This is a genomic window from Rhizobium sp. P1_C7, from assembly GCF_056406295.1.
Genome location: NZ_JBFUAL010000004.1, coordinates 1 through 14,353, shown reverse-complemented (window position 1 = coordinate 14,353; position 14,353 = coordinate 1). Strand labels below are relative to the sequence as shown.

The window sequence follows — 14,353 nt, the reverse complement described above, 5'->3', positions numbered from 1 at the left end:
TTAACTCGCTATGTCCAGCAATGATTTCAACATCTCGTCGACAGCATTGAGGATCTTCGTGGCTGCCTTGTAGGACTGTTCGATGTCGAGCAGCAGCGTCAGCTCTTCGTCCAGATTGACGCCGGTCTCGTTGGAATATGCTTCCGTTGAGCGGGACAGCGCCGCGGACGTATTTTCCGATGCCGTTGTTGCATCGCTCCGATACTGTTCGAGCCAGCCGACCGAATTCGAGGCGTATGTCAGAATATTGACATTCGACGAAATTCCCGCAGTCGACGAGAAAGTCTGAGCCGCGCCCATTGTGGTGTAGAGAGCGTCGAGGTGGTCCGAATAGCCGCTGCTGTTCGTCGGGTTGAGGTTGGTCAGGCCGTTGATCGACCCGTCGCGCAGCTTCATCGGGTCGCCGCCCTGATTGGTGATGACGGCTGTATTCACAGAAATGGTCGCTGCGATCCCATCAATGACACCTGTCGTCGCCGGCGTTCCACCGACCGCACCGACAGCGGTCTTCCAGACGAACAGCCCGGGCTCAGTCGTGGCCGGCGCTCCGCCGGTCTCCGAAAACATGGTGACGAGCGACTTGGCGATTTCGTCGAGTTGCGACTGCAGGGTCGGCGCAATTTCGTCGCGCACCTGCAGCAGCGCCTGCAGACTCCCCTGAGATGTCGTCGTCGAACCTTTGCCGCTCGCAACCGAAACGCCGTCGATGTAGACGCCATTGCCTTTGATCTGAGCGGTATAAGTGTCCTGCGACGCGAAGGTTACCTTGCGCGGGATCGTATCAAAAACAATGGTGCCATCGGTCGTATAGAGCGCCATGTCGCCGTTGTCTCGTTCGACGGTGTTGACACCGACGATCGAAGAGATCTGCTTCAGGATCTTATCGCGTTCATCGAGCGCATCGGCGGGAACGCCGCCACTCGCAGTCCCGCTTTTGACAGCGTCGTTTGCCGTCTTGAATTGCCCCAACAATGTGTTGAGCGTAGCGACCTGCGTCGCGATTTCCTTGTCTGCGCCCTGGCGAACAACCTGGACCGCCTTGGACGCATTGTTCAGCGAATTGGCAACGTCCTGGGCTGCCGTGATCGCGCCTTGTGCAGCAATCGTGCTGCTCGGCGAGGTACGGAAAGCCTGCAGCTTTTGCTGAAAGACCGAAAGATAGGTAGCCGGCGCGGTTTCGTAGTCGTTGCCACCAAGAATCGATTTTAGGTCGGTGAGGCCACTCAACAGGGTTTGCTGACCGCTGTCTTGCGTGCTCGCCTTCAGCCATTGCCGCATCAGGGCATCTTCTTGTGCCCTGCTGATCTTCACAACCTGCGCGCCATTCAGCGACGTGCTGATCATCGCCTGACGGCGGACATAGTCGCTGTTGCTGGAGTTCGAGATATTGTTCGATACGACGCTGCTTTGAGTGCCGGTATTGTTGAATATACTCTGCGCGGTATTCAGTGCGGACGTGAGCGACATGGCTGACCCGTTACCCTACTTATCTCTTGAGGTTGACGAGGACGTCCATGATGTCGGACCCCGTCTGGAACACCTTGGAATTGGCGGTGTAGCTGCGCTGCGATTCGATCATCTCGGTCAGCTCGCCAGCGAGGTCGACGTTCGCGCTTTCGAGAGCGCCCGCCTGGATCGAGCCGAAGCCGTTTGTCTGCGGGAAGCCGGTGACAGTGACGCCAGACGTGCCGTTGGCGCTATAAACGTTGCCGCTCATGAGAGTCATGTTGTCCGGGCTGGCAACCGTTGCAAGCGGGACGCGGTAGAGCGGCTTCGAGGTGCCGTCCGCATACTTGGCGTACACGGTGCCGTCCTTGTCGATCGTGACCTCCTTGACCGGGCTGGCTGCCTGGCCGTTCGGCGTACCGGTTCCGGCAAATTCGGACGCAAGCTGCGTGAAACCGCTGATGTCCATCGCAATCGAACCCGTCGTCTTGGGATCGGTTATCGCCAGCGAACCACCACCGACCAGTTTGCCGTTGGCGTCGAATGTCATGGTGCTGGTGCCGACTGCAGCTGAGGTGTACGGGAACGATGAGGTGCCGCCGGTGGCAGCATCGTCGTGACGGTAAACCGCAACCTGCCAGGAGCTCGCAACACCCGGAGCCGCTGGCGGAGGCGTCGTCACAGCGGTCTTGGTGAAGTAGAAATCGTACTGCACGGTATTGCCGAGCTTGTCGTAACCGACCATCGACATCTGCTTGGTGTCAGTAGTCATCGGGGCCGTATTGGAAAGCGGCAGGTTGCCGGTTGCTACCGCCGCGTTGGAGTTCAAGTTGCCCGCGAAGCTACCGGTTGTCGATGCGATCGCGGTCAGGCCAGACTGGTTGACGTTGATCGGAACCAGACCGGAGAAGCCATTGACAACGACTGCCGGAGCGCCCGCATCGTAGGAATAGCCCATCAGCTTGAAACCGGCGGAATTGACCAGGTTGCCCGAGGGGTCCTTTGTGAAATCGCCTGCACGGGTCAGAACCGGTACGCCGTCCGGGCTCTGGACGATGAAAAATCCGTCGCCGGAGATCGCGAGGTCGTAACCCGATGTGGTGTAGGAGATATCGCCCTGCTCCGACACGGACTGGCGGACTGTGGTCTGGACGCCGCCCGAGTTGTAATTGCCGGAGGTCGATGGCAGCACCAGTGACGAGAAGGCAGTCGAGACGGCCTTGTAGCCCGTCGTGTTTGCGTTCGCGATGTTGTCGGCGACCGTGCTCAAGCGGTTAGCCTGTGCGTTCATGCCGGATACTGCCGTCTTCATGCTGCCAAAAATGCTCATCTGAAAACCTCGATTCCCTTATTAGACTTGAGAGTATCTGGTGGGCCTTGCGTGAAGCTGTCTGGAGCTGGGGAGCCTACCGAAAGTATCTGAGGCTAGGCTTCACCCACGCGGCACACTTTGAAAAAAATTAATTCCAATCAATGCAATAACCAAGAAAACGCTTCGAATCGACTGGGTCAACACCGAGCTTCTTGCGCAGCTTCTTGCGGAGTTTGGAAATATGGCTTTCGACGACGTTTTCCTCGACTTCTTCGTCGAAGATGCCGTAGATGGCGTTGAAGATCTGGGTCTTCGTGACGCGACGACCGCGGTTGGCGATCAAGTACTCAAGGATGCGGCGCTCGCGACGCGGAAGCACAAAAACCTCGCCATGGATTTCGGGATCGCGACCGTCGGAGAAAACGCGGATCGCACCGATGTCCGTATGACTGGAAATCGCCTTGAGGCGCCGCCGGATCGCGGCTGCACGTGCCAGAATCTCGCGGGGATGCACCGGCTTGCGCACGACATCGTCGACGCCGGAGTCGAACAGCGCCAGCGTATTCTCAAGAGACGGCTGATCACTGACTGCAATCACCGGCGCCTGCGTCCGGTCCCGGATCGCACGCGGCAGCTCGGAGGTCTTCTGTCCCTGCCCAATCAGGAATGCCTCGACGGCGGCGATATCAGAATCCGCTGCCGATTGAACCCATTCACCGAATTCACTTGGATCAAACCCAGTTGAGGGAATGCCCTCACGCCCAAAAAGGGACGTGTATCCGTCTTTCACGAGCTCACGCTCATCAACCACTACGATCATTCGTCCGCCTCCGAATCACTTGTGGTACCTCGATGCTCTATGGGTACGAATCGCGCGATTCTGGGACAAGCTGTAGGAACTCACTGGCAGAAATTAATAGTTGATTAAGATTTGAGTCCCGATTTGACCTAGATGTAGTGGGTAATCGAATTTGTGAACACAAATATTTCGTGGAAAAGTTAACGAAGCCTTAAATGTGACTTGCATGACCATATTGAGCCAGATTCTTGCCACATTGTGACACATTTCCGGTTTGTTCTGTTTCTGCTATCTTTGATTGCATCAGTTGCGGCAGAAATTGCTCGCATTGGGAGTCCACTTTCCGTAGCCAGTAGCGACCAGATTGGCAATGACCCGGCATACGTACTGCTTCTGCGCAGGGTCATTATTGGGGCCGGCATGATATCGCGCGACCGCCATCGTCCAGGTTTCGTGCCGATCATGCAGGTTGCGCAGAAATCTCGCGGCGTATTCCACGTTCCGACGGGGGTCGAACATCTCTTCCGTGGATCGGAAATTCTCACCATGGTAGAACTGATTGATCTGCATACAGCCGATGTCTATCAGCTTGGCTCCCGATCTACGTGCCACGTCAAACTGCCTCAGGGCATCCTGTTCGGTGGGCGGGAAGAAGGGCTTCCCCTCGATATTGAGTGCGTAGGGATAGAGCGATCCTCTCCGTCCCGTCTCGGTCAGGCCGACAGAATAGAGAATGCCCTCGGGAATCCCGTACTTCAGCGCTGCAGACTGGATCTCCTGCTCGCATGCGCTATTCGACGCCCTGGCCTCAGAGGTAGACGTCGCTACCGCGCCCACGACCACCAGAGCTCGAAGCAGCGCCGTCAACAGCTGTTTCGCCTGCGTCATTGAAGCCTCCAGCACTGCGCTGTCCCGATTGATTTTGACGCTCACGCGCCTCGCCGCCCTGCCGCTGTTGGGCGAACGCCTGCTGGCCCTGTGCGCCCGACTGCGCGCCCGCTTCGGAACGCTCGACGGGCGCCATGCTGATCGTCACGTTATCTATGGTATAACCTTGGCTGCGCAGCGCCTCAAGGATCTTGCTGTGATCTTCCTTGAGCTGCCGGTAGGCAGCACCTGTCTCTACCTTCAGATCGACGTTCAGTGCCTCGCCTTGCAATCGCATTGTCGCAGTGACGAGGCCGAGATCGATCGGGTTCATCTGAATCTTCAGCGTGTTTACGACCTTGCCAGTGCTGGTCCATTCTGCGGCATTCGAGAGCGCCGAACTTGCCTGCATTGCATGGGCCCATTCGGCATCGCCCGAAATGGCCGCTGTCACCGCGGCGGAATTGGTATTCTGCGCCAGGCCGATGTAGCGACGAGAATCGAGCACCGCGATGCTCTCGACGTTCGCCTTGCCGGCAGGCTCGGCGGCCGCATCCTTGTCGATGCCCAGATGCATATCCATCGATTGCGCTTTTCCGTCGGCACGGCTCAATCGAAACGTCCTCGCATCGGCGCCGTCCGCTGTATCCGCTCCCGGTATTTCAACGCCGGCAGCAGGTGCGTCCTCGACCGACAGCGACTTGGAAACGCCGGCGACGGTGGCGTCCTTGGACTTTGCAGCCATCGCGGACTTGTCCTTGGGATCTACCGGTGCCTTCGGATCAGGTTTCTGTCCCAACAGAGCGATTACGGCTGCGGCGCTGGCGCCGTCAGCCGGTAGTTGCTTGAGCAAGCTGAGCACGTCCGATGCGGCGCTTTCGTCGACCACCTCATCCTTGGTGTCGGTTTTTTGAGTTTTCGAAAGCTTTGCGCTCTTGGAAGCATCCGCTGCCAGCTCGTCCTCAAGCTTGTCGGAAACATCCTGCCCGTCCTCGGCCTGGTGCTTGCCGCCGGACTTGATCTCGTCGCGACCGATATTCAGCGCGTCTTTTTGCATGAGACCGGCTTTAGAGCCAGCCTCGGCCTGCGTTGCCAGGGAGGCGTCACTGAGATCGATCAGCGGCGTTGCCGTCGGCCAACGATGCACACTGCCAATCTCTGAAGCTGCTGCACCCGTGCTCCGGGGATGTCCGTCCGGATCCGTTCCCGATCCGCCGCTCGCTTTGTTCAAAACATCAGAGAATCCGCCGCCATCGGCCTCGCCACCCTTTGCCGTCTGCCGACCGGGCCATGCCACCGAAGCTGCTTCCGAAACGCTGATGTCCACCATGTCAGTTGCTTTCTTTGTTCAAGAGGCCGTCGATCTCATCCAATTGTGATCGACTTGACGTCACAAATGAGCTGAACGAAGGATCCGCATCCTTCTGCCCACTCCCGCCGGATACCGGCAGGGAAGCCGCATCGCCGGTAACAGGGTTGGGGGCTGCATCGTGTTCGCCCTCCTGCTCCGCCGCTTGCGAAATGTCTGCCTGCTCAGAAGTAATTTCTTGATCATGAGATTTAGGGGTTGAGCCTTGCGTCAAGCTTGCCGGATCTGGCGCACGAAGTACCTGTTCTGCAACGCTTTTTGCTGCTGCGCGCAGTGCCTTGTCACGAGGCGACAGGTCGCTGTCGGAAATCGTGTCGATGTTCTTTGTGGCGGCATTGATCTTGTCTGTCGGAATTGCAGCCATGCCGCCATAGAAATCCGCGAGGGCGCCAAAGGCGTTGTCGGTGTTGCCCGCAAGCGCTTGGGCTCGCGCTGCCGACATGCTGGCCAGCTCGCTCTTGCCCGCAATCGCAGCGGCACGGGCAATGCGCAGATAGACTTCACGCTGCCGCGCGTCATCCATAAACGAGAGGATGCTTATGACATCCTCCGTTTTGACCTGATGGTCATGATTGACGAGCAATTTGACGAACAGATCCGCGAACTGGCTCGCGTAGGGAGAATGCAGGAAGCGACGGATGTAGCGCCGCGAGTATTCAATCCCCTTATCCACCATCCCCGCATCGACGCATATCGCGACCGAACGACGAAGAGCCGCCTCTTCCACGATCGTGCCCGGCGCATTGAGGCGCGCGCGATCGTAAAGCTTCAGAGCGTCCACCGGACCGTTAGCGAGGGTGACGTTCGCACTGACCAGTGCGAGGTAAGGACCAATTCTCTTGTCCTTGTATTCGTCGGCGGCATCGATCAGGCTCTTTGCGACGAGCAATCCCTTACCGCTCAGATATTTCCTGAGGATGTCCGTCACGCGATTGTCGAAATAGCCATTCACATCGCGTGACACGAGATATTCGAGCGTCTGCGGATTGCCGCCGCTCATGGCGTAGATCAGTGCCGCATCGACGTTGCGATCGTCATCGAAGACGGAAGGGTCAAGCGAACGCAGGCGCTTGTCGATGGTGCCAAGCATGAACCGTTGCATCTCGGCTGCGGAATGATCCCCAAGCACGACCGAATCCTGCACGAACTGCAGGGATCGCAGCATCTTGTAGGGTGCGATGTTTTCCTCGTCTTCCGCACGCGCCGCGCCGGACAATATGGCCGCAAGACCAAGAAGGAGAGGCAGGAGATGGCGATGCAGACGGGCCATGGTTATCCCTGATCCGCCTGCAAGAGGATCTCGATGCGCCGGTTCGCCGCATTGAACGGATCAGCCGGTTCCTTGAGTTTGCGGTCGGCAAAACCCGATACCTGCGAGATGCGCTTCTCATCGAGGCCGCCGCGGACGATCATGTAGTAGGCCGCCTGAGCGCGATCCATGGACAAGCGCCAGTTCGCGTTCTCGCCCTTGTATTGGCGGCCGTCGGTATGACCTCTAATGACAACCGCGCCCGGCTTGTCCTTAAGCACTTCACCAATCTTCTCCATCGCGAGGATCATCTCCTTGCGGGGAACGGCGGAGCCAACATTGAACATCGAGTCGTCGCTCTGATCGGAAATGCTGACAAGCAGTCCGCCCTCCGAGGGTGTCACGGTAAGCCCCGCTGCCAGCTTGCCGGCGACGCCTCCAATCTGCTGGGTGATTTCCTTCTGCAATTCCTGCGCCTGCTTCAGTTCGATCGCCTTTTGCGCGTCGGTTACCTCTGCTTCGCCTGCCTTGCCTTGCTCACTCTGTGTCTCTTTGTTCTCGGCGTCCGCGGCTTTTGTCATATCCTCGGACTGTTCCATCTCGGCCTTCGCGACCGCCAGGGGATAGTGCGAAGGGTCTACCGGCGTTTCGTCAGATGACTGCTGTTTTTTGTCGGCATGCGTCACTTCAATCTGCTTGGTCCAAAAATCCGGATCGAACGGGTCGCGATAGGCCTCGCCACCGTCTGCGCCGGTTGCGGGGCCGGAATCGCTGGCTCCGCCCTCGCCCTTGGCGCTGACGTTTGCTTGCTGGCCAACTTCCTGCGCGATTTCCGCTAGAACGGAATAAGGATTCTCAAAGAAGTCGGCTTCCGAATAGTTCGCCTGGTCGCCGGAGGTGGACGTCTGATCCTCACCGGTCGAGGCTGCAGCCCCCCTGCTGGGCTTGTCTTCCTTCTCTTTCGACTTGTCCTGCTTCTCTTCGCCATCTGCCTGATCGACGGGCTTCTTCAGGCCTCTTTCCGTCGGCTTCTCATCGGCAAGCTTGATCGGATTGAAGTAAGTCGCCACCGAGGCCTTTGTTTCCTCGTTGGCGGCGTTGACCAGCCACATGACGAGAAAGAACGCCATCATCGCGGTCATGAAATCGGCATAGGCGATCTTCCAGGCGCCGCCGTGGGACCCATCGTGATCGCCACCACCGTGCCGCTTTACGATGATGATCTCGTTCTTGCCGTGGTGGTGGTTTTCGCTCTCGCTCATTCCAGAACTTTCTTCAAGCTCGTCGCCCAGGCTGACATGCGGGTCACGAGCATCGCATCACCGAATTCAACTGTCAGATCGACATCGGGCGTTTCATGGTGGCGCAGAAGGCCTGCCTTCTCGCCAAGTGCATTCTTCAACACGTCGAAGAGCCGAGTGGGGCCCTTCACGGTAACGGTGCCCGCGTCGCCTTCCAGTATCGCGGACCGAAGGCTGGTGGCGAGGCTGACAGCCGCCTTGTGCGAAAGTACGTCCGTCATCACCGGCGCGAGGACCTTTGCGGTGGCTGCGCTGACGATCTCTGCGACCTCGGCAGCGATAAAGTCCAGCCGGGACGCTATCAGCTCGGCGACCTCGACCTCGTACCGATCCTTGAGCTCTTCGATCTCACGCTCGTGCACCAAGGCGACGGTCTGCGCTTCGAGTTCGAATTTCTCTGTCAGCGTCGCAGTCGCCTCGGCATAGCCTGAGGCATGAGCACTTTGTCGTTCGGCTTCGACATCCAAATCGGGTTCAGCCGGGATTTCCGAGTAGATGCCAAAGTCATCCGCCTCGACGGCAGGGATGACCACGGCAAGCTCGCCAAAATCCTTCAGGTAACGAGAAAGGAGTGCGCTCACTGAACCAACCCCATACCTGCAAAAAACTGCAACATGCCGCGCCCCATTCGACCAGCCAACTCTTCAGGCGCAGCTTCAAGAAAGCGCCCATGCATCGAAACTAGGGCGTCAAACTTGTGCGAAGATGAAGGGCAGCACCGTCGCCGCCGCCAATGTCTGGCTCACTGCAACAGGATCAGCACCTTGCTTGCCGCCGTGTTCAAGATCGAGACTGCCTGTACCCCCATCTGCTGCTGTGTCAGCAGTGCCTTCTGCAGCGTCGATGCCTCGTCCATGTCGGTGTCGATCAGCGCGCCCACGCTCTTGTCGATCAGGTCGGACATATCCGCGGTGTATTCGACGCGATCGCTGATGCGCGCGCTCATGGTGCCGAGGCCCGCTGCCGCCGCAGTCACGCTCGAGAGCATCGCGTCCACAACTGAGAGCATGTCTTTCAGCTGCTGTGGGGTCGTGTTCACGTCGAGTTTGATCTCGGTTCCGCCTGCGGGCGTGGTGGACCCGGCGTTGACCAGATAGTAGTTTCGCGGCATGGCGCTGCCGTCGGGGTTCAATGTGTTCGCGTCGATCGCCTTTGTCAGCACGCCGCGGTTGGCATCCGTCATGTCGATCATCACGGTTTGATCGCTAGGAAAGCTGATGGTCTGCGCCTGGTAATCCCCATTTGTGCCGCGAACAAAACCGCCGATCACGGATCGCGACGTGGGCAGCGTTGCATCGCGATTGAGCAACCAGTTCTCACCGGCAAAGTTGGTCGTCAGGACGGTCGTCTGCAACTGGCTTTTCATCTCGCTTAGAGAAGCATTGAGTTTCGCCTTGTCCACGCCCGCCTCCTGTGCCGTCACGAGGGTCGCTCGGATCTGGCCCAGCTGGTCGATCAAGCTATCCATCGCTGTGTAGGCGGTATCGACCTTGGATGCACCGACGCCCAGCGCATCGTGGATGTTCTGCAGCGAGCTGCTGTCCGACCTCATGACGCTGGCAAAAGACCAGTATGTCGCGTCGTCCGCGGCCGTCTCGACGCTCTTGCCCGAGGAAACCTGCTGCTGAACCGTAGCCACATCCTTGTTGATGATGCGCAGCGCAGCAAGAGCATTTACCTGTCCGGCGCTCGTAATTTTATAGGTCATCTTGGGCTCTGAGGTAGGGGGACGGGAAAGGCCGGGCTACCGGCAGCGACCGACTTGGCGTCATGCCACCGACTGGTCTCCCAGGTCGGCTTGTCGCTGAAACAAATCAACTGTTAAGGAAATTTAGCCAAGCGCATCGGCGCGCGCAAGGTGCGGAAATTGGGAGCGCAAGCTTCGCGCAACCTTTGATAATGCTTCGAAAACAAAGAGAAAGCCGCATCGGATGACGCGGCTTTCGATCAATCGAGCGACGCCTGAAGGCCGTCGATTTAGTTCTTGAACAGCGTCAGGACATTCTGCGCACTGGAGTTTGCGATCGAGAGGGACTGGATCGCCAGCTGTTGCTGCGTCTGAAGCGCCGTCAGCTTACTCGACTCCTCTTCCATGTCCGCATCGACCAGGCGCCCGACACCGGAGTCTATCGAGTCGCTGAGAGTGGACACGAAACTGTCCTGAAGGTCGATGCGCGTCGAGATCGAGCCGAGCTGCGACGCCGCCTTCGTCAGAGCGCTGAGGCCTGCTTCAACGGCAGTCAGTGCCAAGTTGATGTCTGACGGGGTGAAGCTGGCGATATTCATGCTGTAGATCGAACCGATCGTGCCGGTTGAACTGCCGATGATGCCGGATGTGGTGTTGATGGCGCCCGTGGTGTCCATGCCGAACAGCACGTTGCCGTTGGTGCTGTCATCGAGGACGTATTGCGTAGTCTGGACCGCGACCTGGCCGTTTGCACTGCGGACGAACGAGGACACGACGCTCTTGGTCGTGTTGCCGGCAACCCAGTTCTCGCCGGAGAAGGACGCGGAGCCTGCAACGCTCAAAAGCTGCTGCTGGAGCTGCCCGATTTCGTCCTGGATCTTCGTCTTGTCGACGCCCTTTTCCGTCGCGGCAACGATCTTCGCCTTGATTTCGCTGACGATGTCGATGGCGTTGTCCATTGCCGAATAGGCCGTGTCAACCTTGGCGGCACCTAGACCGAGAGCGTCCGAAACGGCCGAGAGCGCCTTGTTGTCGGAGCGCATGGTCGTTGCAATCGACCAATATGCAGCGTTGTCCTTGGCTTCAGCGACGCGATAGCCGGACGAGACGTGATTTTGTGTGTCTTCGAGGCTGCCGTTGATGCTGCGCAGGGTCTGAAGAGCGGACATTGCCGCAACGTTGGTCAAAATGCTTGTCATAAAAAATCGCCCCTTACGGCAAAATAGATCAAGGGACACTCCGGAAGATACCGGGAACGGCAATCAGCGTCATGCCTGCTAACCGCCTGTTAGGTTTGGTTAACATACCGTTTCGTTGACGCCAGAAAACATCAGTTTGGTTAACAAATACTTAACGAACAGAAAAAAGCCGCACTCCTGCGAGTGCGGCCTTTGATATGAGGTGCCGGAAGCCGGCGCCTTGTCTTTGCAACTATTAGCTGCGGAACAGCGAGAGGATGTTCTGCGAAGCGGAGTTGGCAATCGACAAGGACTGAACAGCGAGCTGCTGCTGCGTCTGGAGAGCCGTCAGCCTGCTCGATTCCGCTTCCATGTCGGCGTCGACGAGACGGCCAACACCCGACTTGATCGAGTCGGTGAGCTTGGAGACGAATTCGCTCTGCAGATCGATACGCGTGGACATCGAGCCGAGCTTCGAGCCGAGGGCGGTCATCTTGACCAGTGCCGTTTCGGTGTCGGAGATAAGCTTGTCGATGTCACCCTTGGTCGACGTGGTGCCGATCGAGAAGCTCGAGATCGAGGCAGTCGTGAACTTCGCGCCGTTGGTGCCGAGAATGCCGTTGGTGCCGGCCGTGTCGAACAGCAGATCGGTCGCCGTTGTGATGTAGCTCGTGGTGGTGACGGAGACACCGCCGGAGGAGTCGCGGACGAACGAGGAGACGACGCTCATCGTTGCGCCGATGCTGTTCTGTACCCAGTTCTGACCGTTGAACGAAGCAGAGGCAGCGACGCTCTTCAGCTGAGCCTGGAGCTGCGTGATTTCGTCCTGGATCTTCGTCTTGTCGACGCCCTCTTCGGTGGCGGCAACGAGCTTGGCCTTGATCTCGGTGACAACGTCGATCGAGCTCTGAACGGCAGTGTAAGCGGTATCGACCTTGGCAGCACCCATGCCAAGAGCGTCGGAAACAGCCGAGAGGGCTGCGTTGTCAGAACGCATGGTCGTTGCGATCGACCAGTAGGCAGCGTTGTCGGCAGCCTTGCCGACGCGCTCGCCGGACGAAACGGCGTTTTGCGTCTTCGCCAAGTTGCTGTTGACGTTGCGCAGCGTCTGCAGAGCGGCCATTGCGGAGTTGTTGGTCAGAATGCTCGTCATCTAATTTGCCCCTTTGGCAGATTGAAAAAAGAAGGGACATTCCGGATCTCTTGCCGGGAACGGCGGCCAGCTTCATGCCTGTTGAACGCTTCTTGTTTGCTGGTTCAACTCGCCGTTTCGATGGGCATATCTAACCGCATGTTGGTTAACAAAGGCTGAAGTGGCAGGCGAATATTCTTAAAATTATCAGTTGGTTAGCTATATTTTCGTTAACCGTGCGTTAAACTATCAGCGGCCGGGTTTCCTCCGGCCGCTAACGTCTTTCGCTTTTGCTTGGACTTATCAGCCGCGGAACAGCGAGAGGATGTTCTGCGAAGCGGAGTTGGCAATCGACAAAGACTGAACAGCCAGCTGCTGCTGCGTCTGGAGAGCCGTCAGCCTGCTCGATTCCGCTTCCATGTCGGCGTCGACGAGACGGCCAACACCCGACTTGATCGAGTCGGTGAGCTTGGAAACGAACTCGCTCTGCAGATCGATACGGGTCGCCATCGAACCGAGCTTCGAGCCGAGGGCGGTCATCTTGACCAGTGCCGTTTCGGTGTCGGAGATAAGCTTGTCGATGTCACCCTTGGTCGACGTGGTGCCGATCGAGAAGCTCGAGATCGAGGCAGTCGTGAACTTCGCGCCGTTGGTGCCGAGAATGCCGTTGGTGCCGGCCGTGTCGAACAGCAGGTCCGTAGCTGCAGCAGTGTAGCTCGACGTGGTGACGGAAACACCGCCGGAGGAGTCGCGGACGAACGAGGAGACAACGCTCATCGTTGCGCCGACGCTGTTCTGTACCCAGTTCTGACCGTTGAACGAAGCAGAGGCAGCGACGCTCTTCAGCTGAGCCTGGAGCTGCGTGATTTCGTCCTGGATCTTCGTCTTGTCGACGCCCTCTTCGGTGGCGGCAACGAGCTTGGCCTTGATCTCGGTGACCACGTCGATCGAGCTCTGAACGGCAGTGTAAGCGGTGTCGACCTTGGCAACACCCATGCCGAGAGCGTCGGAAACAGCCGAGAGGGCTGCGTTGTCAGAACGCATGGTCGTTGCGATCGACCAGTAGGCAGCGTTGTCGGCAGCCTTGCCGACGCGCTCGCCGGACGAAACGGCGTTTTGCGTCTTCGCCAAGTTGCTGTTGACGTTGCGCAGCGTCTGCAGAGCGGCCATTGCGGAGTTATTGGTCAGAATGCTCGTCATCTAATTTGCCCCTTTGGCAGATTGAAAAAAGAAGGGACATTCACTTGCCGGGAACGGCGGCCAGCTTCATGCCTGTTGAACGCTTCTTGTTTGCTGGTTCAACTCGCCGTTTCGATGGGCATATCTAACCGCACGTTGGTCAAGGAGGACTGAAGCATCTGGCGAATATTCTCAACATTATCAATTTGTTAGCTATGTATTCTATTAACTGTACGTTAAAATAATAGCGGCAGGGGTCTCCCCCGGCCGCTCACGTGCTCTTAGGCGATTTTCCTGGACTTAGCGGAACAGCGAGAGGATGTTCTGCGAAGAGGAGTTTGCAATCGACAGCGACTGGATTGCCAGCTGCTGCTGGGTCTGGAGAGCCGTCAGCTTGCTCGATTCCTCTTCCATGTTGGCGTCGACGAGACGGCCAACACCCGACTTGATGGAGTCGCTGAGCTTGGAAACGAAATCGCTCTGCAGATCGATACGGGTCGCCATCGAACCGAGCTTCGAGCCGAGGGCGGTCATCTTCTTCAGTGCCGTTTCGGTGTCGGAGATAAGGTTGTCGATGTCACCCTTGGTCGACGTGGAGCTGATCGAGAAGCTCGAGATCGAGGCAGTCGTGAACTTCGCGCCGTTGGTGCCGAGAATGCCGTTGGTGCCGGCCGTGTCGAACAGCAGGTCCGTAGCTGCAGCAGTGTAGCTCGACGTGGTGACGGAAACACCGCCGGAGGAGTCGCGGACGAACGAGGAGACAACGCTCATCGTTGCGCCGACGCTGTTCTGTACCCAGTTCTGACCGTTGAACGAAGCAGAGGCAGCGACGCT

The 14,353-nt window shown here is 58.1% G+C and carries 13 protein-coding genes; all 13 read right to left on the bottom strand.

The features are described from left to right. Nucleotides 1-1,467: a flagellar hook-associated protein FlgK gene (gene flgK, locus AC1D2R_RS06905; RefSeq protein ID WP_477966106.1), complete on the bottom strand. Its 1,467-nt coding sequence runs from the start codon at nucleotides 1,465-1,467 to the stop codon at nucleotides 1-3. Between the two features lie 19 nt (nucleotides 1,468-1,486). Further along, a complete protein-coding gene (locus tag AC1D2R_RS06900; protein WP_477966104.1) occupies nucleotides 1,487-2,776 on the bottom strand; it encodes a flagellar hook protein FlgE in 1,290 nt (429 codons plus the stop codon). A 130-nt stretch (nucleotides 2,777-2,906) separates the two neighbouring features. Beyond that, complete coding sequence (rem, locus tag AC1D2R_RS06895; RefSeq protein ID WP_477966102.1) at nucleotides 2,907-3,578, bottom strand: transcriptional activator Rem; 672 nt, start codon at nucleotides 3,576-3,578, stop codon at nucleotides 2,907-2,909. Between the two features lie 282 nt (nucleotides 3,579-3,860). Next, nucleotides 3,861-4,445: a lytic transglycosylase domain-containing protein gene (locus AC1D2R_RS06890; RefSeq protein WP_477966100.1), complete on the bottom strand. Its 585-nt coding sequence runs from the start codon at nucleotides 4,443-4,445 to the stop codon at nucleotides 3,861-3,863. Then, the gene (gene fliK / locus AC1D2R_RS06885; RefSeq protein WP_477966098.1) at nucleotides 4,366-5,754 is read right to left on the bottom strand and encodes a flagellar hook-length control protein FliK; all 1,389 of its coding nucleotides are present in this window, start codon (nucleotides 5,752-5,754) and stop codon (nucleotides 4,366-4,368) included. Before fliK ends, AC1D2R_RS06890 begins: the two co-directional genes overlap by 80 nt. 1 nt (nucleotide 5,755) lies before the next feature. Continuing rightward, on the bottom strand, nucleotides 5,756-7,063 hold the full coding sequence (gene motC, locus AC1D2R_RS06880) for a chemotaxis protein MotC (RefSeq protein ID WP_477966096.1): 1,308 nt from the start codon (nucleotides 7,061-7,063) through the stop codon (nucleotides 5,756-5,758). A gap of 2 nt (nucleotides 7,064-7,065) precedes the next feature. Further along, on the bottom strand, nucleotides 7,066-8,304 hold the full coding sequence (locus AC1D2R_RS06875; RefSeq protein WP_477966094.1) for a MotB family protein: 1,239 nt from the start codon (nucleotides 8,302-8,304) through the stop codon (nucleotides 7,066-7,068). Further along, nucleotides 8,301-8,924 carry a hypothetical protein gene (locus tag AC1D2R_RS06870; RefSeq protein ID WP_477966092.1) on the bottom strand — a complete coding sequence of 208 codons (624 nt, stop codon included), beginning with the start codon at nucleotides 8,922-8,924 and terminating at the stop codon, nucleotides 8,301-8,303. Before AC1D2R_RS06870 ends, AC1D2R_RS06875 begins: the two co-directional genes overlap by 4 nt. 161 nt (nucleotides 8,925-9,085) lie before the next feature. Next, on the bottom strand, nucleotides 9,086-10,051 hold the full coding sequence (locus AC1D2R_RS06865; protein WP_477966090.1) for a flagellin N-terminal helical domain-containing protein: 966 nt from the start codon (nucleotides 10,049-10,051) through the stop codon (nucleotides 9,086-9,088). A gap of 269 nt (nucleotides 10,052-10,320) precedes the next feature. After that, entirely contained in the window at nucleotides 10,321-11,229 is a 909-nt protein-coding gene (locus AC1D2R_RS06860) for a flagellin N-terminal helical domain-containing protein (protein WP_477966088.1), read from the bottom strand. A 235-nt stretch (nucleotides 11,230-11,464) separates the two neighbouring features. Continuing rightward, on the bottom strand, nucleotides 11,465-12,361 hold the full coding sequence (locus AC1D2R_RS06855) for a flagellin N-terminal helical domain-containing protein (RefSeq protein WP_477966086.1): 897 nt from the start codon (nucleotides 12,359-12,361) through the stop codon (nucleotides 11,465-11,467). Nucleotides 12,362-12,643: 282 nt separating this feature from the next. Further along, nucleotides 12,644-13,540 (bottom strand): flagellin N-terminal helical domain-containing protein, encoded by an 897-nt coding sequence (locus AC1D2R_RS06850; protein ID WP_477966084.1) that lies wholly within the window; start codon nucleotides 13,538-13,540, stop codon nucleotides 12,644-12,646. Between the two features lie 279 nt (nucleotides 13,541-13,819). After that, nucleotides 13,820-14,353: flagellin (locus AC1D2R_RS06845; RefSeq protein ID WP_477966082.1), on the bottom strand; the 534-nt coding region annotated here is incomplete at its 5' end.